At 46.8% G+C, this 23554-nt stretch carries 20 protein-coding genes; 9 read left to right on the plus strand and 11 right to left on the minus strand.

Translation table 11 applies throughout. From position 1 onward, the window contains the following. The first annotated feature begins 3 nt into the window (after window positions 1-3). The 4 genes from ACO08K_RS25695 to ACO08K_RS25710 all read left to right on the plus strand — a co-directional run bounded on the left by ACO08K_RS25695 (window position 4) and on the right by ACO08K_RS25710 (window position 3530). Window positions 4-834, plus strand: coding sequence for an aldo/keto reductase (locus ACO08K_RS25695; protein WP_421799349.1), 831 nt, complete (start codon window positions 4-6; stop codon window positions 832-834). Between the two features lie 196 nt (window positions 835-1030). Then, entirely contained in the window at window positions 1031-1336 is a 306-nt protein-coding gene (locus tag ACO08K_RS25700) for a Dabb family protein (protein ID WP_421800581.1), read from the plus strand. A gap of 7 nt (window positions 1337-1343) precedes the next feature. Then, complete coding sequence (locus ACO08K_RS25705; protein WP_421799350.1) at window positions 1344-2753, plus strand: MFS transporter; 1410 nt, start codon at window positions 1344-1346, stop codon at window positions 2751-2753. Window positions 2754-2978: 225 nt separating this feature from the next. Then, the gene (locus ACO08K_RS25710) at window positions 2979-3530 is read left to right on the plus strand and encodes a cupin domain-containing protein (protein ID WP_421799351.1); all 552 of its coding nucleotides are present in this window, start codon (window positions 2979-2981) and stop codon (window positions 3528-3530) included. Between the two features lie 11 nt (window positions 3531-3541). On the opposite strand, the gene ACO08K_RS25715 is transcribed toward ACO08K_RS25710, so the two are convergent. Further along, window positions 3542-4705, minus strand: a complete 1164-nt coding sequence (locus tag ACO08K_RS25715; protein WP_421799352.1) for a hypothetical protein — start codon at window positions 4703-4705, stop codon at window positions 3542-3544. A 90-nt stretch (window positions 4706-4795) separates the two neighbouring features. Here ACO08K_RS25715 and ACO08K_RS25720 point away from each other — a divergent pair, with 90 nt between their 5' ends. Both ACO08K_RS25720 and ACO08K_RS25725 read left to right on the plus strand, forming a co-directional pair. After that, on the plus strand, window positions 4796-5737 hold the full coding sequence (locus ACO08K_RS25720) for an ornithine cyclodeaminase family protein (RefSeq protein ID WP_421799353.1): 942 nt from the start codon (window positions 4796-4798) through the stop codon (window positions 5735-5737). Window positions 5738-5753: 16 nt separating this feature from the next. Beyond that, on the plus strand, window positions 5754-8345 hold the full coding sequence (locus tag ACO08K_RS25725) for a cation-translocating P-type ATPase (protein ID WP_421799354.1): 2592 nt from the start codon (window positions 5754-5756) through the stop codon (window positions 8343-8345). A gap of 163 nt (window positions 8346-8508) precedes the next feature. Here the strand turns inward: ACO08K_RS25725 and ACO08K_RS25730 are convergent, their stop codons facing one another. The 4 genes from ACO08K_RS25730 to ACO08K_RS25745 all read right to left on the minus strand — a co-directional run bounded on the left by ACO08K_RS25730 (window position 8509) and on the right by ACO08K_RS25745 (window position 13906). Then, the gene (locus ACO08K_RS25730) at window positions 8509-10032 is read right to left on the minus strand and encodes an ATP-grasp domain-containing protein (RefSeq protein ID WP_421799355.1); all 1524 of its coding nucleotides are present in this window, start codon (window positions 10030-10032) and stop codon (window positions 8509-8511) included. 130 nt (window positions 10033-10162) lie between these two features. After that, window positions 10163-10747 carry a LutC/YkgG family protein gene (locus tag ACO08K_RS25735; protein WP_421799356.1) on the minus strand — a complete coding sequence of 195 codons (585 nt, stop codon included), beginning with the start codon at window positions 10745-10747 and terminating at the stop codon, window positions 10163-10165. 53 nt (window positions 10748-10800) lie between these two features. Next, complete coding sequence (locus ACO08K_RS25740) at window positions 10801-12174, minus strand: lactate utilization protein B (RefSeq protein WP_421799357.1); 1374 nt, start codon at window positions 12172-12174, stop codon at window positions 10801-10803. A 196-nt stretch (window positions 12175-12370) separates the two neighbouring features. Continuing rightward, window positions 12371-13906, minus strand: a complete 1536-nt coding sequence (locus tag ACO08K_RS25745) for an alpha-N-arabinofuranosidase (RefSeq protein ID WP_421799358.1) — start codon at window positions 13904-13906, stop codon at window positions 12371-12373. A gap of 400 nt (window positions 13907-14306) precedes the next feature. Between ACO08K_RS25745 and ACO08K_RS25750 the strand changes: the two genes are divergently transcribed. Beyond that, a complete protein-coding gene (locus tag ACO08K_RS25750) occupies window positions 14307-15506 on the plus strand; it encodes an oligogalacturonate lyase family protein (protein ID WP_421799361.1) in 1200 nt (399 codons plus the stop codon). A 121-nt stretch (window positions 15507-15627) separates the two neighbouring features. Here the strand turns inward: ACO08K_RS25750 and ACO08K_RS25755 are convergent, their stop codons facing one another. From ACO08K_RS25755 to ACO08K_RS25775, 5 genes are all read right to left on the minus strand, one after another. Further along, on the minus strand, window positions 15628-16932 hold the full coding sequence (locus ACO08K_RS25755) for a glycosyltransferase (protein ID WP_421799362.1): 1305 nt from the start codon (window positions 16930-16932) through the stop codon (window positions 15628-15630). Window positions 16933-17069: 137 nt separating this feature from the next. Continuing rightward, window positions 17070-17972, minus strand: coding sequence for a hypothetical protein (locus ACO08K_RS25760; protein WP_421799363.1), 903 nt, complete (start codon window positions 17970-17972; stop codon window positions 17070-17072). Window positions 17973-18025: 53 nt separating this feature from the next. Continuing rightward, window positions 18026-18703 (minus strand): ATP-binding cassette domain-containing protein, encoded by a 678-nt coding sequence (locus ACO08K_RS25765; protein ID WP_421799364.1) that lies wholly within the window; start codon window positions 18701-18703, stop codon window positions 18026-18028. Continuing rightward, window positions 18700-19617, minus strand: a complete 918-nt coding sequence (locus ACO08K_RS25770) for a hypothetical protein (protein ID WP_421799365.1) — start codon at window positions 19615-19617, stop codon at window positions 18700-18702. Before ACO08K_RS25770 ends, ACO08K_RS25765 begins: the two co-directional genes overlap by 4 nt. A 59-nt stretch (window positions 19618-19676) precedes the next feature. Next, window positions 19677-20645 (minus strand): Kelch repeat-containing protein, encoded by a 969-nt coding sequence (locus ACO08K_RS25775; RefSeq protein ID WP_421799366.1) that lies wholly within the window; start codon window positions 20643-20645, stop codon window positions 19677-19679. Window positions 20646-20953: 308 nt separating this feature from the next. On the opposite strand from ACO08K_RS25775, the gene ACO08K_RS25780 reads away from it, so the two are divergent. Continuing rightward, on the plus strand, window positions 20954-21394 hold the full coding sequence (locus tag ACO08K_RS25780) for a VOC family protein (protein WP_421799367.1): 441 nt from the start codon (window positions 20954-20956) through the stop codon (window positions 21392-21394). 22 nt (window positions 21395-21416) lie between these two features. Continuing rightward, window positions 21417-22661 carry a VOC family protein gene (locus ACO08K_RS25785; protein ID WP_421799368.1) on the plus strand — a complete coding sequence of 415 codons (1245 nt, stop codon included), beginning with the start codon at window positions 21417-21419 and terminating at the stop codon, window positions 22659-22661. A gap of 124 nt (window positions 22662-22785) precedes the next feature. On the opposite strand, the gene ric is transcribed toward ACO08K_RS25785, so the two are convergent. After that, the gene (gene ric / locus ACO08K_RS25790; protein WP_421799369.1) at window positions 22786-23496 is read right to left on the minus strand and encodes an iron-sulfur cluster repair di-iron protein; all 711 of its coding nucleotides are present in this window, start codon (window positions 23494-23496) and stop codon (window positions 22786-22788) included. Window positions 23497-23554: the final 58 nt, after the last annotated feature.

Below are 23554 nucleotides of genomic sequence, written 5' to 3' on the forward strand. Positions count from 1 at the left end.
CTTATGCTGTTACCATCTTATCAGGATTTTTACACCGAGCTCAACAATGGCGTTTCGATGCCCTTGTTGGGCTTGGGTGTTTATGACATGTACAATCAGGAAGCCGAAAGGGCCATTCTTCAAGCCCTGGAAATAGGCTATCGACTGATTGATACCGCCAGCATGTACACCAACGAAGTTGAAGTTGGCAATGCCATTCGTCAATCCGGGATTCCTCGTCAGGAAATTTTCCTGACCACTAAAGTCAATGACTCGGATCATGGGTATGACGAGGCCTTGCGGGCTTTTGAAAACAGTCAACGCAAATTGAACTGTGAGTACATTGACCTTTACCTGGTCCATTGGCCGATCAAAAACAAAAGACAGGATACCTGGCGGGCGCTGGAACGCTTGTACCAGGAAGGGCAGGTCCGGGCCATTGGGGTTGCCAATTATTTGGAGCCTTTTTTGGATGAATTGTTGCCTAGTGCCGCAATCGTCCCAACAGTTAATCAAGTGGAATTCAGCCCCTATTTGTTTTTAGCCAATTTGCTGCAGCGTTGTCGAGGTGAAAGAATTGTGCTGCAGGCCTACACCCCCTTGGTGCGTGGCGAACGTTTTAATGACCCAAAATTGCTGAGCTTGGCCCAAAAATACGACAAAACGCCTGCTCAAATTATCCTGCGTTGGGCCCTCCAACTGGGCGTTTCCACCATCCCTAAGTCAGCCAATCCAAAACGTCTGCAAGAAAATTTTGATCTTTTTGATTTCTCCATCAGTGATACAGATATGGCATATTTGGCTACCTTTAACGAGGATTACCGGATAGTCCCGAGTCCAATCTCAATGCTTTAAAGTTGAGGAGTTTAGAAGTTGAGAAGTTGAGTACGGTAATGCCCAAGTCGCTGCGGTAGCCTCAACTCCTCAACCTCTCAACTCCTCAACTAATTTTCAAATTTTCAACATGAAACCAACCTTACTAACGATCGCCTTACTACTTTGTGGGCTCACTGCCACAGTGCAGGCCCAATCACCTAATGCAGGAAAAAAGATGCTCCTACGTCACGCAGTATTGTTCAAGTTCAAGGACAGCAGTAGTCCAGCCGAAGTGAAACAAGTAGAGGACGCCTTTCGGGCCCTGCCCAAGCAGATCAAAGAAGTTAAAAGCTTTGAATGGGGCACGAACAACAGTCCAGAGAACCTCAACCAAGGGTTTACCCACTGTTTTTTCGTCACTTTTGCTTCGGAAGCAGATCGGGAAGTATACCTCCCCCACCCTGCACACAAAGCTTTTGTGGAGGTGTTAAAACCTCATTTGGACAAAGTTTTGGTATTGGATTATTGGTCAAAAAAATAGCAACACAATGAACAACCGTACTGCGTTGTACACCCTGATGAGCGTGTGGTTCTTTTGGGGTTTTATCGCTGCATCAAATGGCATCCTGATTCCGATGTTCAAAGAGCAGTTCAATTTGCAGCAATGGCAATCCCAATTGGTGGATTTCGCCTTCTACGCTGCTTATTTTGTAGGTTCAATCCTCTATTTTTTGGTTTCTGCCGCACTCAAGGGTGATATCCTCAACCGCATTGGTTACCGTCAAGGGATCATGTACGGTTTTATCATTTCTGCCGTAGGTACCCTGCTGTTTATCCCTGCTGCTTCCTTGCAATCTTTCCCGCTGCTTTTGGGTGGTTTGTTTGTGGTCGGCCTTGGGTTTTCACTGCAACAAACGTCTACTCAGCCCTTTATGATTGCCCTCGGCGATCCAGCAACGGGTGCACACCGCATCAACCTGGGTGGCGCGGTCAACAACCTGGGGACAACTATCGGGCCAGTGTTGATCAGTTTTGTCATTTTTGGCTCGGTTGGTGATGCAGCTCCCGAAGGGGTCGGTATTGAAGCGGTAAAAATGCCTTTCCTGGTGATTGGGGTGATTTTTATCCTCTTTGCCCTGTTTTTCCGCTTTTCCAAATTGCCTACCATCACCAATGACGAGGACGTCCAGATTGGTACCGGGGTGTTGAAATACCCGCAATTGGTGCTCGGAATGATTGCCATTTTTTGCTATGTAGGTGCAGAGGTAACCATTGGTAGCAACCTGGGCGAATATTTGAGCAAGACCCAAAACCTGGATTCTTCTCAAATTTCTGAATACATCTCCCTGTTTTGGGGCAGTATGATGATGGGGCGTTGGACTGCAGCCTTGAGCAATTTCAATTTTAGACCTGCGGTAAAAACCCTCTTGACCTTCGTTACTCCTTTTGTAGCCTTCGGAGTGGTGTTATTTGTCAACGCTCTGCGTGGATCAGATGTTTCGCCGCTCTATACCTATGCATTCTGTGTATTGATCATCATCGCCGCGTTTTTTGCAGCGCAAGAAAAGCCCATTCGCACTATGGTGCTCTTCTCTTTGTTGGGTGGAGTGGCCATGGTTATTGGTATGCTCACTTCCGGGCAAGTGGCTTTGTTTGCCTTCATTAGCGGCGGCTTGTTTTGCTCAGTACTTTGGCCTTGTATTTTTTCGCTGGCTACTGCAGGTTTGGGCAAATACACCAACCAGGGCTCCGCTTACCTGATCATGATGATTTTGGGTGGTGCGGTGGTTCCGGTTACCCAAGGGGCACTGGCAGATGGAATTGGCATTAAACTGTCTTATGTTGTGCCATTGCTTTGTTTTGCTTACTTGTTGTTCTTTGGTGTGCGGGTTCAAACCGTTCTGAAGCACCAAGGGTTGGATTTTGACCGCGATGTGGCTGTGAAGGCGGGGCACTAATACGCTTCAGCCTTTTGAGGTAATTCTTAAGTGCCTAAGGTTTCTGAGGTGGTGAAAAAACTGCATAGCAATGTTCTTCACCACCTCAGAAACCTCAGGCAATTAAGGAAACACCTAAGTAGCTTCAAAATTCGAGATACTAAGATTTATGTAAAAAATGTCGCTTTGATATTTACTTTTTGCCACCAACCAGACTCCCTAATTGTCTCATGTGGAAAAAAGAAAATGGCCTACCCATCCAAAATTGTCACCAACCCCATCACCGGGCAATCCATAAAATTCATTCAAACCAGCCGCGACACTCAAGGGCTTCTCCTGGAAATGGAAAGCACCTACCAACCCCATTCCACTGAACCAATGCCTCACTTTCATCCGCAACAGGAAGAGCATTTCAAAGTTTTAAGTGGTAGCGTTTCTGTACGTCTCAATGGTGATTTAAAGGTTCTTAATGCAGGCGATACCCTCACTATTTTCCCCAATCAAGTCCATTCCATGTGGAACCATTCAAAAGAAAAAACAGTCTTAAACTGGCAGGTCCGACCCGCCCTGGATACCGAGTATTTTCTGGAAATGGGCATGGGGCTAGCTCAAGCAGGTAAGGTAAAAGCCGATGGCATGCCCAATTTATTACAAAGTGTAGTCCTTGTCACTCGTTTTAAAAACGTGTACCGCCTGGCCAAACCTGGCCCGATTGTGCAGAAAATCGTATTCTCCATCCTTGCCCCCTTTGCTCGACTAATAGGCTATCGAGCCATTTATCGGGAATACCTGGATTGATCAAACAAGCCTCACAATCTCCCGGTTGGAACCTCACCTAGTTTGATCAATGCCGTTTGTTGCGCATTAAAAGGTGGCCAAAAGAGGTGCGCGTTCTGCTGTGCCGATCGAAAAAAGTCGGCGATAAAATTCATTCTTTCCCCCAAATCTCCCCAATCTTTGGCAGCGCTTCCTTTGCTGGAATTTATGCTATGATCCAGCTCTTCCAGTACCTTTAGCAGTGCTGGATTGCGAATCTCGGCCAATTCTTCCGGGAACATTTTACCTGACTCATAAGCAATGAGCGGGATATCCTCAGATAAATCCAAATGCCCGTCTGGAACTTCAATCCGCATGAGGAATTTGGTTGAAATCTTCCGCCAGTCGGTAGACATTCGATGAACAACTGGTGTTACGCTGTTTTTAAGCAATGGAGAAATCAGTGTGAACAAAAAACCGGGAATACTTGCTTCAATCAACCGCTCTAATCCACCCAGCAATTCCTTTTTAAAAATCTGCTCAACGGGTGCGTCCAAAGAGTTGTTGATGGCTGGATTTAGCCGGATTTGTTCGTGATAGCCAACCAATACATTGGCATAAAAAATCAACTCTGCTTTAGCTTTGGGGTCAGTCTCAAAAATTGCTTCTTGATAGGCGGTATAGGCCTGGACCAGTTTCTGGTAGGAATTTTCTTCGGTTTGGTTTTGGTGCAAATAATTTAAAAATGCCGCTAGATTTTGATCTTTTTGATTAGGGTCTGTTGTAATGAGTTGCAAAAACTGCGCGTACAAAGGGGCCAATTCAGCAAAAACCAATAGGTTTCCTTTCGCAATTTCAGTTGCCGCAGCCCTTGCTGTTTTGTTGAGGATATTGAGTAAAAAAGAATCATTGATTTTAACTCTCCAACCAAACCAAGTCATGGCACCAGGGATTACTCGAGTCAATTCTTTTACCCAGTCCTTTCCGCGCAAAAACTCTTCAATTGCTGCATCTACATTTTCCAATCGAATAAATTTTCCAGCAGTTTTGGATGCCCAGGTGGCATAAGCGCACCAACTGACATTGTTTTTTCCCAAAAGCTTACTTAAAGCCAAATTGATTTCGCTGTAGGTTTGGGTAATTAGCAGGTTGCGCAACACGGGTTCAGGATGTTCAGCAATGCTAGAGATTTGTACCGGGTCAATCCGAGGATGCATAGCATTTAAAGTTTATACCAAGATAGCATTTTTACCTATTTTAGAAAAGTTAAAAGGCCAGGCATGAGGATTTTTCTGTAATTTTAGAACATGAAGTACTTAGATCAACAACAGATAAAAGCCCTCCTGTCCATGTCCGAATGTATTGCGGTCATGCGCAATTTGTTCAGCCTGGACCCTGAAAAAGACCTTATCAATCCTTTGCGCCCCAAGATGATGTTGCCCAATGGCGGCATTCTCGGCATGATGCCTGCTTCCATACAGCCCTATGGCGTAATGGGCATTAAAATCATCAGCGTGTATTTGCAGAACTATGAAAAAGGTCTGAGCTCTCACCAGGGAATCATTCACCTCTTTGATGCTGAAAACGGAATGCTTTTATTGAGTATGGATGCGGATGAAGTGACCGCCATTCGCACCGCCGCGGTCAGTGCCCTGATGACGGATCTGCTTGCTGAAGACAACGCGAAAACCCTTTGCCTGATTGGTACGGGTACTCAGGCGGTCACTCACCTGGAAGCCATCCGGTTGGTAAGGCCAATCAATCGGGTGCAGGTTTGGAGCAAAAACCAAGCAAATGTTGAGCGTTTTGTGCAAGAGCAATCTTTACACCACAATGATATTGAATTGATTGCTTGCCAAAGTGCAGAAGCTGCCGTGAAGGAGGCCGACATTGTTTGTACCCTGACCTCCTCGGCAGAGCCTTTGGTCTTTAATCCCTGGTTAAAAGCCAATGTGCATGTAAACGCTGTTGGTGCCAGTACGCCCAATTTCCGGGAATTGGCACCTGAGATCATTTTTGATTCCGATGTATTTGTCGACAATTACGAATCCGCCAGCAATGAAGCTGGGGATTTGATCCTGGCCGTGGGTGACAAAGCCAAAGTTAGGCCCTTGATCAAAGGGGATATTCACGAGATTTTGACCAAGCCAGATCTTGTCGATAAATCACGCAAAACCCTGTTTAAATCCCTGGGTTTAGCCATTGAAGACATTGCTGTGGCGCACTATTGTTGGCAAAAAATCACCTGACCGAAACTCCAAACCAATGACCAATTTCCATACCCAAAACATTGCCAAAAGCCTGGAATTGCTCAAAACCGAGCTGGGAGGTTTACCTACTCCCGAAGTAGTCAATCGCCAAAACTTGTACGGCCCCAATGAATTGGTACAGAAAAAGCCCAAGCCGCCCTGGCTGATGTTTTTGCTTCAATTCAAAGATTTTATGATCTTGATCCTGATGGTTGCCGCCATTATTTCAGGAATTGTAGGAGAAACCACCGACACCATCATCATTTTGATCATTGTTTTGTTGAATGCAGTTATCGGTTTTATCCAGGAATACCGGGCCGAAAAAGCCATTGACGCGCTCAAAAAAATGAGCATCACAATGACCAATGTCCGCCGAGACGGCGCTGTGCAGAACCTCTCTTCCACTGAGCTTGTCCCCGGCGATGTGGTCTTGCTGGAAGCGGGCAATGTAATCCCCGCCGATTTACGCTTGCTGGAAGCCAACAACCTGCGCATCGACGAATCAACCCTTACCGGTGAGTCCGTTCCAGTGGATAAACTGACCGAAACTTTAGAACTGGCTGATAGTCCATTGGGTGATCGTTTCAACCTCGCCTACAAGGGCACCTTACTCACCAACGGGCGTGGTCTGGGAGTAGTCACGGCCACGGGTATGCAAACGGAACTGGGAAAAATTGCCCAGCTCCTCCAGGGCGACGAGGTTGACACTCCGCTGAAAAGGCGCATGGCTGCCTTTGGCAAAAACCTCACTTACATCATTCTGTTCATCTGCGTCATCATCTTCGTTGCGGGTTGGTTGCGGGGTGAAGACGAGTTAAAAATGTTGTTGATTTCCATCAGCCTCGCCGTTGCAGCTATCCCGGAGGCTTTGCCCGCCCTGATGACCATCGCGCTGGCCCGTGGTGCCAATCGGATGGCCAAAAAGAAGGCTTTGGTTCGCAAGTTGCCTTCTGTCGAAACCCTGGGCTCGGTGTCTTACATCTGTAGTGACAAAACCGGGACTTTGACGCAAAACAAAATGAAGGTGGTCAGCAGTTTTGCAACGGAGCCTTTTATTGATGGCATTGAAGTATCCCCCCTCTTGCTGGTCATGTCACTCAACCAGGACGTCAATGTAAAATCAGAGACTGAACTTCAAGGGGATTCCACTGAAGTGGCTATCGTAGAATCAGCTATTGCTCAGTTGGGCTTTGAAAACTTTCAAAAACTTACCCAACAATTTCCCAGGGTTGCGGAATTGCCATTTGATTCCGACCGCAAGTGTATGACCACAGTACACCAGTTTGGTGAGCAGTTTTTGGTGTTGAGCAAAGGGGCAAGTGAGTCCTTAATGCCTGTACTGAATTCCCCCCTCAACCAGCAGCATCTGGAAGAAATGTCCAATTCCTGGGCTCAAGAAGGACAAAGGGTCCTCGCCTTTGCCTATAAAATTTTGACGGCTTTGCCCCAGCCCTTTTCGTATGAAACCGTAGAAAATCAAGTAAATTTTGCCGGGGTGGTCGGCATCATCGATCCACCTCGGGAAGAAGTTAAACGTGCAATAGCGGAATCCAGGGCCGCAGGCATCCATCCGGTGATGATTACCGGAGACCACCCGGCTACCGCTGCTGCCATCGCCCGGGAAATCGGGATCTTAAAACCGGATGACCAAACCTTGACCGGGGTAACCCTGGCCCAACTCTCGGAAGAAGCGTTTTTGGAGCAGGTGGAAAACACCACAGTGTATGCCCGGGTCTCACCCGATCAGAAACTGCGCATCGTCAAAGCCTTACAAGCCAAAGGCCACTACACCGCCATGACCGGCGATGGAGTAAATGACGCTCCTTCACTCAAAGCTGCAAATATTGGCATCGCCATGGGCATCAACGGCACCGATGTAAGCAAGGAGGCAGCGCACATGATTTTGCTGGACGACAATTTTGCCACCATCATCAAGGCTGTCAAAGAAGGTCGCCGGATCTACGACAACATCCGCAAGTTCATCAAGTACATCATGACTTGCAACAGTGCCGAACTTTGGACTATTTTTTTAGCCCCCTTGATTGGTTTGCCGATGCCCCTTTTGCCCATCCATATCTTGTGGATCAATCTGGTTACTGACGGCTTACCCGGTTTGGCCCTGGCGGGCGAAAAAGCAGAAAAGGATGTGATGAAACGTCCACCAAGGGGTGTCAATGAGAACATTTTTGCCGAAGGATTGGGTTACCACATCATCTGGGTGGGCTTGTTGATGGCGGGGGTTACGCTGGGGGTTCAGGCCTGGAGTTTAAAGGAGGGCGGACATTGGCAGACGATGGTTTTTACGGTGCTTTCTCTTGCTCAGTTGGGCCACGCCTTGGCTGTACGCGGTGAGCGGAGTTTCTTGTTTCAGCAAGGTTTGTTCAGCAATTTACCTTTGATTGGTTCAGTCTTTTTTACTTTTTTGCTACAATTGGCGGTGATTTATGTGCCTTTCCTCAATACTATCTTCCGGACCCAGCCCTTGTCTTTACGGGAGTTAGGCATTTGTTTGGGCTTAGCAGCAGTCGTATTTCATGCGGTGGAATTGGAAAAATGGGTAAAAGGTAATTTGCGAAAACGAGGCAAAAAAACCATTACCAAAATGTAACTATTTAGCAGCCGCCTGCGGCGGTTTTTTATTTTATACCACTAAGACACTAAGGCACAAAGACATTAAGCGCAAAAATGTTGTCTCTTCGTGTCTTTGCGTCTTAGTGTCTTCGTGGTGAAAAATCCCGCCGCAGGCGGCTGCTAAATAGTTACACCAAAATTTAATATCGGGCACTTTCTTGGTCTAAAATATCAATGGTTTTGGCAAAATAAGCCTGGGCTTCGGCAATGGTGCGTCCGATACAGACCATACCCAATTTTCCATATTGCGAAAGCGCTCCAATCATGTGAAAAGTAACCCCACATTGGGTAACTCCATCATACTGAATGCGGTTACAATGGGCGATGTCGATCAGGTCTTGGGGACACAGTCCCCGGTATTTTTCATTGACCACATTATCCGAGGCAAAATAACAGCGGGTTTGGCCATTCGGCATTTGGTAAATTCCTTTTTGCCAGTCAAACACCCCATTCGTCAAAAACTGGAGCATCAAAAAAGGGTGGGTTGTTCCTCCTTTGCGCAAGTTGATTTCAATCGCGTAGTGTTTCCAGGTATTGCCTTCTTTTACCGAAATAAAATCAATGCCAAAACGGCCTAAAACGCCCTCTTTCCGCAATTCATCCGCGACCTTTTTGCCAATAGCCGCAATCTCGTAAGTGTATTCAAGGTTTGCCGGGAAGATGGCCCCCAGAAAAACCTGCCCACTTTCCCCTCCCAGAACCTGATCGTGGGTGGAGATGACTTCACTTTCGCCCAAAGGATTGATGCGCAATTGAACCGAGGGGGATTCTTTGATTTCCCCTTCGATGAATTCCTCCACAATACCTCCCATGCTTTGGAATTTCTGCATAAAACTGCTGTAGTCCAAGCCATCTGCTACTATGCTGGTTTGTTGAGCCAATCGTTCTTGAATCATCGCCAATGGATTTGTCTCCTCCAGCAATGATTTCGGAAAACGAAAGATGGCATTTCCATCTCCCGAAAAACCATCGTTCATTTTGATGACTGCCTTTCGCAATGCTGGATTGTTGCGTTTGAGTTGCAACAATGCCTGGGCAACCTCTGTCTCGGAATGAATGTTTTCGATCCCGGCGGGCAAGTTCAGCTTCAGTTTTTTAAAAATCCTCCGACTTCCTGTTTTGGTTCCCAGGTACAACAAAGCGGGATCGCAGCCATACACCGGGATGTCTAAAGCCAGCGCCAATTGTTGTTCGTATTGCGTCTCGTTAAAACAGACCAAATGGGTCAATTCCTGCCCTTTGATGTTCGCTTTGATTCGTTGAATCAACCGAGGCCGGGCGAGGATTTTTTCGGTCAGGGAAATTTGGCTGGCGTCGTAACAACTGAGCAAAGTAAGCCGTTGCCGAGCATGAAAGCCAGTGACCCCTGGCAACAAATGCAGGTAATAATCAATGATGATTTCGTCGATGGGCATACTGGTCACGTAAATTACCCGGGTGCGGGGCATACGCAAGAGCATTAACAAACACAAAAGCCTTTCTTCGTAAAACTGAGCACCTTGTAAGGCTTTAAGGATTTTTTGGTCCAATGTCAGACTTGGAATAACCACCACGGTTTTTTCAGCCAGGTCATTGGAAAAAATATGAGAATACTGCTCCACAAAGCGCTGTTGGAGAAGCTGGTATTGATGATTCGAGTGGTTTATGCCTGTTTTTTGCATCATCGGCTAATTTGTGGAAACTCCAGCAAATTTGGCAGATGAAACAAACTATGACAATGACTTTACAACTGATAATTCGATGATTTTCAGGCGAGAATAGGGATTTTAAGCTTCTAATTTTAAACTCAAAATTTTACCCCAACAAAAACACCGTCATCGTCCGCGCACCATGCGCACCCAGCACCAGCGATTGTTCAATATCTGCAGTTTTGGAAGGCCCGGCAATAAACACCCCAAAACCATACTCCTGGCCCTGCAATCGTTCATAAGCCTGATGCATATTGGCGACGATGGCATCTATGGGCAAAACAATGGCCAGGTGTTGGCAAATAAAAGGCACAGCCCGTTGTTGAAAATTGGCCTCGGTCACCCAAATCGCTGAATTTTCCGCGACACCAAAAGTACCGGTAATAATGGCCAATTCTACATTGGCCAACTCATGCGGGGCCGCATTTTCTAGAATAGGCTCAGCCAAATTTTGCAAGGCAGGAATGGAACTGATGATGCGTCCCGGATATGGGTTTTCTCGCAAATAAGCTTCAATACCTGCAAAATCCTTCACTTGCACGGGTTTACCACCAATGGTGCTCAATACCGTCATAAACTGATCCAAGACTTCGCTCGTCCGCACTGGAAAGGAAGTCAAATCCGGCAAGGGGCGTTCATCTACTGGTTGGTTGGCCCGCACTTTGGCCAATATTTGATCTCGAACTGACATAGGCTTGCTGTTTAGTAGTGGGGCAAAATGATCACTTATTTTTTTATCGCCCCTTAACTTCTGTTTTTAAGGTACCATTCCCGAAATGATTCTTTGGGTGGCTCCGGCATTTCCCGTTGTTTGAACCAGGGATTGAAAGAATTATTGACCATACCTGGAATGATGCGCATGGTCCAACGCCCCATTTTGCCCATACTGCGGTAAACCATTGGACTGGACAACACGCTGGACATCATTCTGAGTCCCATTTTTTTGCCAAAATCAACTTTGCCTTGGCGGGTCAATTCCTGTCGCCATTCGTACAACTGCTCGTGGATGTTGATCTTCACCGGGCAAACGTTGGAGCAGGAACCGCAAAGTGTAGAAGCAAAAGGTAAATCAGCGTTTTTGGTCATGTCCAGATTGGGAGCCAAAATCGCACCAATGGGTCCCGCTACCGCGTTGTGGTACGAATGCCCACCACTGCGGCGATACACCGGACAAGTATTCATACATGCTCCACAACGGATACATTTGAGGGAATTGCGGAAGGCCTCGCGGCCCAGCTGACGGCTGCGGCCATTGTCTACCAGTACAATGTGTAACTGCGCGCCCGCTCGTGGGCTTTTGAAATGACTGGAATAAGTGGTGATCGGTTGCCCCGTAGCGCTACGCGCCAATAGGCGTAAAAATACCCCCAGGTGTTCGCGACGAGGGATGATTTTTTCGATACCCATACAGGCAATGTGAACATCCGCGAGGTGAACGCCCATATCGGCATTGCCCTCATTGGTACATACCACAAATTCTCCGGTTTCGGCTACGGCAAAATTAACGCCGGTCAGGGCTACCCGTCGGCTGAGGAATTTGTCGCGCAAGTGCTGGCGGGCGGCTTCGGTCAGCAATTGAGGGTCAGCACTGCCTTTTGGAGTGCCCAAGTGCTGGTGGAACAATTCGCCAATTTCTTCTTTTTTCCAGTGGATGCAGGGCATCACGATGTGACTGGGTGGTTCGTCGGCCAACTGCACAATGCGTTCACCCAGGTCAGTATCCACTACTTCAATGCCATTTTCGGCCAGGTATTCATTGAGGTGGCACTCTTCGGTGAGCATGGATTTGGATTTGACCATGCGGGTAGCGCCAACTTTTTGCAGGAGGGAAAGTACGATTTGATTGTGTTCTGCTGCATCGGCCGCCCAGTGTACGGTGGCACCATTAGCAATGGCCTGCCGTTCAAAGGACTCCAGGTAATCTGCAAGGTTACCCAACACATTGTCTTTGATGGCGGAAGCCGTGTTGCGCAGGGCTTCCCAGTCTTCGTAAAGGGTATGGGCGGCTTTGTCCCGCTTTTGGCGAATCCACCATAGTGTAGCATCGTGCCAGTCTACGCGGGGTTCGTCCGCGTTGAAACGTTCAGATAATTCGGGATGTTTGGGCTTGGTAGACATTGCTTGCAGTTTACGGTCTAAAGTAACTGCTTTCTCCCATAAAATCCTACTGGTACTCTCCTGTGTGTTTCACTTTTTGGTTAAAAACATAACCTTAGGTGCCCCTTTAGTGCCTTCGGTTTCTTAGGTGGTGAAATAATGATTCTTTTTCACCACCTAAGAAACCGAAGGCACTAAAGGGGCATCTAAGTAGCTTTTATTTCAAAGCCAGAACCACCACTGAAAATGGTGGCACTTTCACCTTCAACTGGCTACCACTCAAGGTTGCACCATTGTATGCTGTAGGCTTGATTTTTTCAGGATTTTCAAAAGTATTGTGATCCTGCAAGGTAGCTGCCGTCAAAATCCGACCATTCACGCTGGCATACTTGGCACCGCGCAAATCGATGGTGATTTCCTGGGCCTCCCGAGCGTGGATGTTGGTCAGTGAAATATGCGTTACCCCTTCTTTGTTTTTGGAAGCAGAACAAGTCAAGGCAGGCAATTGGCGATTGTCCAGCTTATACTGGTTCGTCTGAATCGTCAGTGGCAGCATCGTAGCCTCCTGATGCACATTGTACATTTCCATCACGTGGTAAGTCGGCGTCAGGATCATCTTTTCCTCTTTGGTGAGGATCACTGCTTGCAGTACGTTGACGATCTGAGCCAGGTTGGCCATTTTCACCCGGTCACAATGGTTTTGGAAAATATTCAGGGTCATACCTGCCAATACTGCGTCACGCATGGTGTTTTGCTGGTACAAAAATGCACCATTGGTACCTGGTTCTACATCGTACCAGCCTCCCCATTCATCCACGATCAGGTCAACCCGCTTGTTGGGGTCGTACTTGTCCATGATGTTGCTGTGGCGGGTAACCAGTTCTTCCATTTGGTAGGCCCGCTGCATGGTGGTGAAGTATTGATCTTCGGAGAAGGTGGTAGAAGGTCCTTTTTTGTTCCAGTCGATGACGGAATAGTGGTGCAGGGCCACGGCATCGAGCATGTTGTGAGGAATGTCGCGCATCAAGACCTCCGTCCAGTTGTAATCTGCGTCGCTGGCACCAGATGCGATTTTGTACAGGCGGGTATTGCCCGTTGAAGTCATAAAGGTGGCATATTGGCGGTAAATGTTGGCATAGTATTCAGGCTTCATGTTGCCGCCACACCCCCAGGCTTCGTTGCCCAAGCCCCAAAAGCGGACTTTCCAGGGTTTTTCACGACCATTTTCCTTGCGGAGTTTGGACATGGGACTGACTCCGTCAAAGTTGGTGTACTGCACCCAATCGGCCAATTCCTGAACGGTACCACTGCCTACGTTGCCAGACAAGTAGGGTTCGGTGCCCAGTTTTTCACACAAGTTCAAAAAGTCGTGGGTACCAAAACTGTTGTTCTCGGTTACATTTCCCCACCAGGTGTTAACAATCGTAGGGCGATTGGCGAGGGGCCCAATACCGTCTTTCCAATGGTAGGTATCGGCAAAACAACCACCTGGCCAGCGCAGGTTCGGAATTTTCAATTTGATCAAAGCGTCGATCACGTCTTTGCGCACCCCGTCCACAGTGGGGATTTTGGGGTTGTTTTGGCCCACGTAAATCCCATCGTAGATGCACCGGCCCAGGTGTTCGGAGAAATGGCCGTAAATGTGCTTGCTAATGGTGTGTTTGCCCAAGTCGGCATTGAGGACTATCTGGTTTTGAGCAAATAGGCCCAGGCTGCCAATAGTCAGCAGCAGCGTCAGATGCAGGTTTTTCATTGTTTACGTTTACGTCAGAATAATTGTAAAAATAACATTTAAAACGAAAGTGGCAAAAATTTTGGAGAAATTTTGAAGAAAGGTAAAATCTCGCCTAAATGTTTGCCAAAGATATCCTTTGTGCAAGATATTCACAGTACCCAATTTCTACTTAAATTTGGTCATGAAATAGGGATTAAGTAAGTTTTCTAGTTTTTGCAGCAGTTCCAATTTTGTACCTTCGAACATTTGGGCGGTGGAATTAATTTTGAGCCTTTCCAGAGTTTTATCCTTGGTTATAAATCCTTTTGCTGTCAATTGATTGAAAATAAAGCTGCGTAAATAATCTTTATCTCCTTCGACTAAATCCTCTTGGTTGGAATTCTATCTTTAAACCTCCTCCATCAAAACCTACGATCACATGAAAGCAAGCCTTTTTATAGCCATAATCTGGATTTCATGGTTAAATATTCTTCCCTTGGAAGCCCAAATCCCCACCCTGGAAACCGGCGCCCAAAAGCCCATGCCCGCCGAATGGATCGATCGTAGTACCGGGCACCACATCAAAAGGCTCACGCCCATCGACCAGCCCAACGAGAGCTTTTATTTCCACAACAATCCATTCCTCAAAACGCCGGATGGCAAAGCCGATTTGATGGTTTATTACCGTGGGGCACAGCTCTATGTGCTCAACCTAAAAACGATGAAGCATACCCAACTTACCCATCAGTTGGAACGCAAAGCCGGAGAAATTGTCGGAAAAATCCGTCGGGAGGTTTTTTATCAGGTCAAAGACAGTGTATTTGCCACCCATATTGACCGAGCCAGTACCCGCCTGGTTTGTGTTTTCCCTGCTGATTTTAAAGGATCAATCTCTACTTTGAACGCTGATGAGACCTTGCTCGCGGGCAGTTGGGCTGCCCCCGCCAAAGACTCCATTTATAAGCTTTATCCCGCCAAAGGTGAGTACTTCGATCGAATTTTTGACGCCAAAATCCCCCATACCCTCTTCACCATCAACCTTAGAACCGGCGCATTGGAAAAAATCCACAGTGAGAACACCTGGTTGGGCCACATCCAGTTTTCAGTCACCGATCCAAATATGCTGATGTTTTGCCACGAAGGTCCCTGGCACAAGGTGGATCGCATCTGGAACATCAACCTCAAGACCAAAGTGATTCAAAAAATCCATACCCGTACCATGGAGCGCGAAATTGCCGGCCACGAATTTTGGAGTTGGGATGGCAAAACCATTTGGTATGATTTGCAAATTCCACGGGGAGAAACCTTCTATCTAAATGGGTACCGGGTAGCGGACGGCCTACAAACCCGCTATCAAATGCTCCGCGATGAATGGTCGATCCATTTCAATATTTCACGGGATCAAAAACTGTTTTGTGGCGACGGCGGGAACCCCGGTCAGGTGGCAAAAGCAAAGGATGGTATGTGGATTTACCTTTTTTACCCCGAGAAGGATCATTTGAGGTCGGAAAAACTGGTCAACATGAAACAGCATGATTATCGACTGGAGCCAAATGTGCATTTTTCGCCAGATGGGAAATGGGTGATTTTCCGGGCGAACTTTGAGGGGGTGAGTCAGATTTATGCGGTGGAACTTTAGGTGGCCCTTTGGTGCCTTAGGTTTCTTAGGTGGTGAAAGAACTCTTTTTTACCACCTAAGAAACCTAAGACACTTAAGATTTCACCTAAGAGGTTTTGCGTCGAAGGAGCATGTTTATCGACTATTTCGTCAAGGTCCCCAGCAAGCCAGCAAACTCCCCTGCCAAATGCCTTCTGGTAAACTGCTGAATTCCTTCCGCACTTCCCTTCAATTCTCCCTTTTGGTACGCCGCAAAAAACGCCAAAATGCTGTTTTTCAACCCTTCAACGTCCTCATAATTGTGCAGCGCCCCTCCTTTTGTCAACTCTACCACCTTGGCCGAGTCACTGTCTTTGGGGCCAATGGCCAACAAAGGCCTGCCCGAGCCCAGATATTCGTACAATTTGCCCGGGATAATCGTGCGGGCATTTGGTGAATTATTGATCAACAAAAGCAAGACCTGAGATTGTTGCTGGTACAAAACGGCATCTGAGTGGGGCACAAAGTCGATGAACTCAGTATTGGCTTCAAGGCCATATTTTTGCACCGATTCCCGCACGGAAAAATCGGTCGGGCCAATCAGGCGAATTTTCAGTTTTTGCTGCAATCCGGGTGCCGTAGCCAATGCGGCCTGTACGGCTTGCCAAAACACTTCAGGGTTTCGATCTTTGTTCATCGAACCGATGTGGGCTATCGAAAATTCGGCATCCAGTTTGGCTGTTTCTGCTTGTGCAAAATCAGCATCGTCAAAACCGTTCGGGATGACCGCGATGTCTTTCCGTCCACAAAGTTCTACAAATTCATCCCGCGAGCGCCAGGTAACCGCCACCACTCGGGATGCCCTGCGCAGCACCTTTTGTTCCAATGCTTTATGGCGGGCATCCGCCCAGGAAGTGAGGCGCAAGTCTTTGTAAAAATCGATATTGGTCCAAGGGTCCCGAAAATCGGCCACCCAGGGAATGCCAGTTGCCTTATGCACGCCCTCTGCAATCAGGTGCATGCTGTGTGGCGGCCCAGTGGATACGATGGCGTCTACCGGGTGCTCTTGCAGGTATTTGGTGAGGTATTTGATTGAGGGTTTGATCCAAAACATGCGGGCATCGGGGATAAAAAAGTTGCCCCGGATGAAGACGGATACTTTTTGGGCCAGGCTTTCTTTTTTCCCTTCGTTGATGAAACCGGAGTAGATTTTTTCCTCCTTTTTCCGCCCTAAAAATTGCTTGTACAATTGATAAGGCTCCCAAATTGGGGTTTTGACTACTTGCAAATCGGGCGCAACTTCCTTGGCCAAGCTTTCGTCAAAGGCCGCAGTTTCACCATTTTCAGGTGTGTAAACGACAGGTTCCCAGCCGTACTGCCGGATGTATTTGGTCATTTTGACCCAACGCATTACGCCACCGCCGCCAGCGGGGGGCCAGTAATAGGTGATGAGTAGAAATTTTTTCATAAGGCTGCAAAAGTAGAGAAAATGGTTGAGAAGTTGAGAGTTGAGAAGTTGAGGCTACCACAAGTGATTTTGACAAAGTCCTTGTCTAAGCTGCTTGCGGTAGCCTCAACTTCTCAACCCCTCAACTTCTCAACTTTTTAAAAATAAAGCATGGCCAAAGAGCCGCAGACTGCTTTGACCAACAATAAACCGTCGATAACAATGAGATAGTACAAAATAGAGCGTCTTTTTTTCAAAGCTTGCACAGCAAACAGCATAGCTACAAAGGGCAGTGTATTCAAGCTGATTTTCATCATCGAAAAGTTGTGGGTAAAGCCGTACAACCAAAAGGTGGCCAGTCCGATGATGCTTAGGGGAAGTAAAATGCTAAAGAGTGTATTCCGAAGTCCCCGCTTCACCACGAAAGTATTCAAGCGTTGCCGGGCATCACTGGCATAATCCTTGATATCGAACATAATGCCAATCAGGGCAATGAACATCAAATTTTTAATGAACAAGCGAAAACCCACCCCATCCAGTCCGCCCGCTTGAGCATGGGTAATTTTGAACCACAAAATTGGATACAAGGTGCAAATACCGGCCCAACAAAAGCCAATCACAAAGGGTTTGAGTGCTCCAATTTTGCGCAGATTGTATTGTTCATTAAAACTGATGCCGTAGTAACAAACGCCCAAAAAAGGGATAGACAAGCTCAGGACCCATTGTAAGGCACTCATTTGTAGCATAGCACGGCCATAGGAGAGCACAAAATAAAGGGCATATCCGCAACAAATCGACAACAAAAAGCCCTGACTAAATCGTACAAAAGACCTGTTTTTCAAATACCACTTTGCTCTTAAATCTGGAGTGGTTTCGGTTTTGTCCAAAAGATAAGGTAAAGTATAAAACCATGTGGTGAGGGCAAATACAGCGAGGTAATAAGCCCAGTCCGCCAGCGGATATTCTTGTTGCAAAGTGGCTTCGACAGAAAGGGCTACTGCACACAATCCATAGAAGTAATTGCCGTAAAAAAAGCCCTGAACAATGGAGCGAATTTGCATGGAGTTTTGGGTCTAAAACCTTATTCATTCCATGTAAAATTACAGCAACTAGATCAAAAATGAAACGATTCAATTTTATCCCCCAGCACAAATTGCCGCATTTCCGCATCCAACTGCTGAAAATCCTGCTTTTCTACCCTTTGGGCAATTTCACCGCTCCGCAATACGTAGATTTGGTCACAGGTATCATTCAGCGTGGAAAAAATGTGTGAGGAGATCAGGATGGTTTTTTGTGCTGCTTTCAAATGTTCAATGATGGCCGTAATGAGCATATTACTTTGGATGTCAACGCCATTATAGGGCTCATCCAGAATAAAAAAATCATTTTTTTGCAACAAAATGCCGGTGAGTGCCAGCTTTTTTTTCATACCTGTTGAATACGTTTCTGCATACTGGCTCAAAGGCAAATCGAAGATGTTCTTTTCGGTAAAATTACTCAAGGGAATATTGCGGGCGTTGCACAACAATTGCAGGTATTCTGATCCGGTGATTTTGGGCAAAAAATAAGGGTTAGTGGGTAAAAAACCCAAGTGGTTCTTCAATATTGGATAGGGACTGTGGATACTCCCGGAGCAAGGCTCCAAACCTGCAATGCATTTGAACAGTGTGGTTTTGCCTGCGCCGTTTTCGCCCACGATGCCGTACACTTTTCCTGGCTCAAGCTCGAAGTTGATTTGTTTCAACACTGTTTTTGGGCCGTAATTTTTACTCAAATTTTCAATCTGAATCATTGCAGGTAAGTGTTTAGCTGCTGAACAGCTCGTTTGTAAAACAAGGGCATCACAATCAACAACAAAGGTGGGAACCACATGCCAAGTCCAAAAAACAGCGCCTGAGGCAGGCTCATCTCCCGAGGGTAAGCGGAATATTTGGCCAGAATCATTGCCCCAATCAAGAACAAACCCAGTCCAAGAACCAACAATAAAATCCAGCTTTTATCCCAGAAAAAAATGCTCATTATCAACACCAAGGGTAAAGCCAGCAGACTCAAATAAAGCCAGGCGGTGGCCATTTTTTTGAGTAAAAATTGCCCTGGAGTGCAATTGTACATCCAAACGTAATACTCATTTTCCGGCATGGCGTAATGACTCATGCCCAATAAACACAGAAAGGCCAGACTACCGGCGCCAAGGTTGAAATTGTCAACTTCAATGGCCTTCCAGGCTACAAAATAAGCGATCAAATAGAGCAGCCAGTATTTGCGAAACCCCGTGGTAAACTCAAATGGAAAGCGAAAAAAGGGCGTGGGAATGGTCAGGTTAAGGCGACTAGTTGAATTAAACAAGCTCAACAAGAGGGCACTCAGCAATAAGCATCCTGCCAATAAAAATTCAACTTTGTAGCACAAAAAGATGACAAATGGGATAACCAGTAAAGCATTTTCAGCAGCCCGGACTTGCCGATAGCTGTTTAGCGGGAAGGTCGTTTTTAAAAAGTCGTTCCGCTCCTTTTCACCAAAACCAAATGTCAGGCTAAGTCCAATAGCTGCATAAATGTAGCCAGCATAAGTCATTTTATAAAACAGATAAAAAGATAAACCGAGGAAAACCAGTATGCCAAGGAAGTAACCCAAAACAGGATGCAGCCCCAGCTCTTCCATTTTCCGACTCAGGATCCGTTGTTGAAGGATAAAATAGTAGTACATGCGCCGATTAGTTGCCTACAAGTCCAAAAAATTACAAAGGGGCGATAAAAAACAAGTGTTCATTTTTCCAGTACCTCCACCGTATTCAACTCCGGCCCACCGCCCCGATTCTTTGATCCAGCGCCGATGTACAATTTCCCTTTGACTTGCACGACTTGGGTGCCGTGGCGGGTAGTAGTGAGTTTGGCCCATTTTTCCCAAACATTCTTTTTTACATTGTAAGCTTCTACCTCATTGTGGGCTTCCACATGGGCAGTCGATTCCCCTCCAATGACTACAACCTTTCCTTTGTAAGCAATAGCAGTGGCTCCGGCACGAGGCGTGGGGATGTTTTTGCTGGCATCGAGCGTCGTCCAGGTATTTGTTTTAAAATCGTAAACGTCCACCTCATTCAGGGTAAGTTGTAACACCTGGTTTGTTTTAGCCCAGGAGGTGCGGCCACCAGCCACCACCAATTTGTCCTTGACCACCGCTACCGAAATGTGATCGCGGGCATGCGGTGCATCGGGCAATTTCCGCCAGGTGTTTGTAGCCGGGTCGTATTCGTCAAACCAGCCCACAAAGCCGTCCCAGTGCCCGTCCTGGATGCCACAAACGATGTAAAATTTGTCATTGCGGATGAAGGTGCCCGCTGCACCGCGCAGGCGATCTTTGGGAATCTCGGGGCCTTTGCGCCAAGCATTTTGTACGGGGTTAAAAATGTAAATGTTTTCAATGGGCTTCTCGTGTGGATAGCTGCCCGTAAAGGCCCCCAACACATAAATTTCCCCTTTGTAACTCAAAGCCTGAAAGTGACTCATTTCCATCGGCGTTTGTTGCAAAGCCTTCCAGGTTTTGGTTGACAAATCGAGTTCATCCACTGGCCGCATGCCCCTGCCGCCCAACAAATACAGGCGATTGCCGATTGCGGCCATCGCGTTTTCGTGGCGGGTGCTGCATTCATTTTGGGTAGGTAAAATCTGCCAGCTTTGAGCTGTAAGAACCCCGCTAAGACCCAGTACGCTGAGGAAAAGAAGACCAATACGCATGTTTGTTTAAATTTGGCTAAAGATAATCAAGATAAAAAAGGTGAATCACATCTTCAGGGGCGATAAAAAAATAAACTGTTCATTTTGCCAAAGGATTAGATAAGTAAACGCTTCATTTAAAGTGTCTTATCTAATCCTTTGGCTCAAAGAAAATGAACAGTTTATTTTTGCCCCACTAATCAGCAAAATTATGTCGCAATTGCCCCACAAGCTGTCGCATTTACACCACATTTTGTTTCTAAAATAAAGCTATTTTTGCATTGTTAAACTTTTTTTAAAGATATTAATCACCCACAAAAATTTAAAACATGGCAAGCGTAAGCACCTATCTCAATTTCCCTGGCAACACCGAAGCCGCATTTAATTTTTATAAGTCAGTATTTGGTACTGAATTTAGCAGCGACGGCATTGTGCGTTTCAGCAGCGTTCCACCACAAGATGGTACGCCTCCAATGTCCGAAGCAGACCTCAACCTGGTGATGCACGTCGCCTTGCCCATCATCGGCGGACACAGCATCATGGGCACTGATGCGACCGAATCGATGGGCTTCAAGGTTCAATTTGGCAACAATTCCTACATCTGTCTTTCTCCCGATACCAAAGCCGAAACCAAACGCCTATTTGATGCACTTTCCGTTGGTGGTAAAATAGAAATGGAGTTGCAGGAGATGTTTTGGGGCAGTTTATTCGGTAGTTTTACCGACCAATTTGGCGTACAGTGGATGTTTGATTGTGTAGAAAAAGCTTAACAACCACCCAAAAACAGTCCTGATGCAAAATAAAATCTATCCCTGCCTCTGGTTTGACGGCCAGGCCAAAGCAGCAGCCGAGTTTTACTGCTCCGTTTTTGGAGATGGTAAAATTACCACCAACAGTGGCATGGTGGTCAACTTTGAACTGAGCGGCCAAAAATTCATGGGTCTCAACGGCGGGCCTCAGTTCAAAATCAATCCTTCCATTTCTTTTTATGTGGTGTGTGAAAGTGAGGCCGAAATTGATGCCACCTGGACGCAGCTCAGCAACGGAGGTATGGTGATGATGCCCCTTGGCAAATACGCCTGGAGTGAAAAATACGGTTGGTTGCAAGACCAATACGGCGTATCCTGGCAATTGACCCTGGGTAAATTGGAGGATGTTGGCCAAAAATTCACACCGCTGATCATGTTTGCCAATGAGCAATTTGGCAAGGCCGAAGCAGCCATCAATGCTTATTCCAGTTTGTTTCCTGAATCTTCTCTTGTAGGTATCGCCCGTTTTGAAGAAGGAGAGCCCAGCCCCGGTATGATCAAACACGCCCAGTTCAAACTACATGATCAGGTCTTCATGGTCATGGACGCTCCGGGTACCCATAATTTTAATTTTAATGAAGGTTTGTCTTTGGTGGTGGATTGCCAGGGACAGGAAGAAGTTGACCATTATTGGAATGGCTTCACGGCCAAAGGTGAAGAAAGTATGTGTGCCTGGTTGAAGGATGAGTTTGGAGTTTCCTGGCAAATTGTGCCCCGCGAATTGATGTTTGCCCTCGCCGATCCTGATCCTGATGCAGCCCAATACGCGATGAATGCCCTCTTTCAAATGCGGAAAATCGAAATTGCCAAGCTCAAACGACCTACCGTCATTACCGTAAGAAACACTGTCAAGGTGCCCGTTGAAAAAGCCTGGAAACACTGGACCACACCGGAACACATCATGCAATGGAACAATGCCTCCGACGACTGGCATACGCCCAAAGCGGAAAACGACCTGCGCCCAGGTGGCCGTTTTGTGTACACCATGGCAGCCAGGGATGGTAGCATGAGCTTTGATTTTGGGGGTACTTTTGATGAAGTGCGTCCCAATGAACGCCTGACTTACACCATTGACGATGGGCGCAAGGTTGAGGTGACTTTCAAGGAAAATGGCCAAAGTACTGAAGTGATCGAGGCTTTTGAAGCGGAAAATATCCATAGCCATGAACTGCAGGAGGCTGGGTGGCAGGCGATATTGGATAACTTTAAAAAGCATGTAGAACAATAAAGCGAGATTGCAAGCTTATACAAGAAACAAAGGCAGCACTGGGCACAAAGCGACGTCAACGTCTAACTTTGTGGTCTTTGTGCTGCCTTTGTGTGCTTTGTGAAAAAATGTCTCGGTGGTGGTTTTAAGCTCCCACCATCTCCCGTTCCAATTCCACCCCCTTCACAAATAAGATATTATTCTCCAAATGCACATGTTCGTGCAACTTCTCCTCGAACTCTTTCAACATCGAAAACAACACCCGATAAGTCGTACAAGCCTCCTCCGGCGCCTGGTATTGATTGGTCAAATCGGAAATGTGTTGCATCAGCGCGCCAGCGTTTTCATGCTCGGATTCCATCACGGCCAGTGGATTTTCGATGGTGCCAAAGCCAGGCTGTTGCCATTCCGTTTTGTTTTCCAGGGTTTTGATGTAAGGAAACAGAATTTGTTCCTCCTTGGCCAGGTGCTGGAGCAATTCTTCCCGCAGTTCATTCCAGGATTGTAGCACTTCAATCAACTCCGGGTGTCTTTGTCCGTGTACCCGTGCGACTTTTACGGCAAATTCGGTGATCGGGTTAACCGTCCGCTGGATGTAATGGTGGTACTTGTTGATGATGTAGTCGATGAGGAAGCTCAAAGACCATTCGTTGTATTCTGTTTCCGGGGCAAAGGCGGATTGTTCCAGTTCCTTCAAAGCAGCTGCTACTTCCTGCGGGTCTACCCCTTTGGACTCACAGCTTTCAACCAAGGTGCGCCCACCGCCACAGCAAAAATCGATGCCGTAGTGTTTGAATATGGCCGCTTTGCGAAAATCTTCGGCCACGATTTGGCCTACGGTTTGGTTGCTATTCATTAGACAAACTATTTAAGTTTTTGAAAATCAATTTATTTACGCTTCCCGCCCTTAGGTA

It is taken from the genome of Haliscomenobacter sp. (assembly GCF_965225875.1).
In the GTDB taxonomy this organism is placed as follows: domain Bacteria; phylum Bacteroidota; class Bacteroidia; order Chitinophagales; family Saprospiraceae; genus Haliscomenobacter.

What these genes read in the sequence shown, in the direction of transcription:
- ACO08K_RS25750 (WP_421799361.1), top strand. Translation starts at nt 14,307, where the DNA reads ATGAAAGCAAGCCTTTTTATAGCCATAATCTGGATTTCATGGTTAAAT.
- ACO08K_RS25765 (WP_421799364.1), bottom strand. Translation starts at nt 18,703, where the DNA reads ATGATTCAGATTGAAAATTTGAGTAAAAATTACGGCCCAAAAACAGTG.
- ACO08K_RS25740 (WP_421799357.1), bottom strand. Translation starts at nt 12,174, where the DNA reads ATGTCTACCAAGCCCAAACATCCCGAATTATCTGAACGTTTCAACGCG.
- ACO08K_RS25730 (WP_421799355.1), bottom strand. Translation starts at nt 10,032, where the DNA reads ATGATGCAAAAAACAGGCATAAACCACTCGAATCATCAATACCAGCTT.
- ACO08K_RS25775 (WP_421799366.1), bottom strand. Translation starts at nt 20,645, where the DNA reads ATGCGTATTGGTCTTCTTTTCCTCAGCGTACTGGGTCTTAGCGGGGTT.
- ACO08K_RS25715 (WP_421799352.1), bottom strand. Translation starts at nt 4,705, where the DNA reads ATGCATCCTCGGATTGACCCGGTACAAATCTCTAGCATTGCTGAACAT.
- ACO08K_RS25720 (WP_421799353.1), top strand. Translation starts at nt 4,796, where the DNA reads ATGAAGTACTTAGATCAACAACAGATAAAAGCCCTCCTGTCCATGTCC.
- ACO08K_RS25755 (WP_421799362.1), bottom strand. Translation starts at nt 16,932, where the DNA reads ATGAAAAAATTTCTACTCATCACCTATTACTGGCCCCCCGCTGGCGGC.
- ACO08K_RS25700 (WP_421800581.1), top strand. Translation starts at nt 1,031, where the DNA reads ATGCTCCTACGTCACGCAGTATTGTTCAAGTTCAAGGACAGCAGTAGT.
- ACO08K_RS25745 (WP_421799358.1), bottom strand. Translation starts at nt 13,906, where the DNA reads ATGAAAAACCTGCATCTGACGCTGCTGCTGACTATTGGCAGCCTGGGC.
- ric (WP_421799369.1), bottom strand. Translation starts at nt 23,496, where the DNA reads ATGAATAGCAACCAAACCGTAGGCCAAATCGTGGCCGAAGATTTTCGC.
- ACO08K_RS25695 (WP_421799349.1), top strand. Translation starts at nt 4, where the DNA reads ATGCTGTTACCATCTTATCAGGATTTTTACACCGAGCTCAACAATGGC.
- ACO08K_RS25705 (WP_421799350.1), top strand. Translation starts at nt 1,344, where the DNA reads ATGAACAACCGTACTGCGTTGTACACCCTGATGAGCGTGTGGTTCTTT.
- ACO08K_RS25710 (WP_421799351.1), top strand. Translation starts at nt 2,979, where the DNA reads ATGGCCTACCCATCCAAAATTGTCACCAACCCCATCACCGGGCAATCC.
- ACO08K_RS25760 (WP_421799363.1), bottom strand. Translation starts at nt 17,972, where the DNA reads ATGCAAATTCGCTCCATTGTTCAGGGCTTTTTTTACGGCAATTACTTC.
- ACO08K_RS25770 (WP_421799365.1), bottom strand. Translation starts at nt 19,617, where the DNA reads ATGTACTACTATTTTATCCTTCAACAACGGATCCTGAGTCGGAAAATG.
- ACO08K_RS25780 (WP_421799367.1), top strand. Translation starts at nt 20,954, where the DNA reads ATGGCAAGCGTAAGCACCTATCTCAATTTCCCTGGCAACACCGAAGCC.
- ACO08K_RS25785 (WP_421799368.1), top strand. Translation starts at nt 21,417, where the DNA reads ATGCAAAATAAAATCTATCCCTGCCTCTGGTTTGACGGCCAGGCCAAA.
- ACO08K_RS25725 (WP_421799354.1), top strand. Translation starts at nt 5,754, where the DNA reads ATGACCAATTTCCATACCCAAAACATTGCCAAAAGCCTGGAATTGCTC.
- ACO08K_RS25735 (WP_421799356.1), bottom strand. Translation starts at nt 10,747, where the DNA reads ATGTCAGTTCGAGATCAAATATTGGCCAAAGTGCGGGCCAACCAACCA.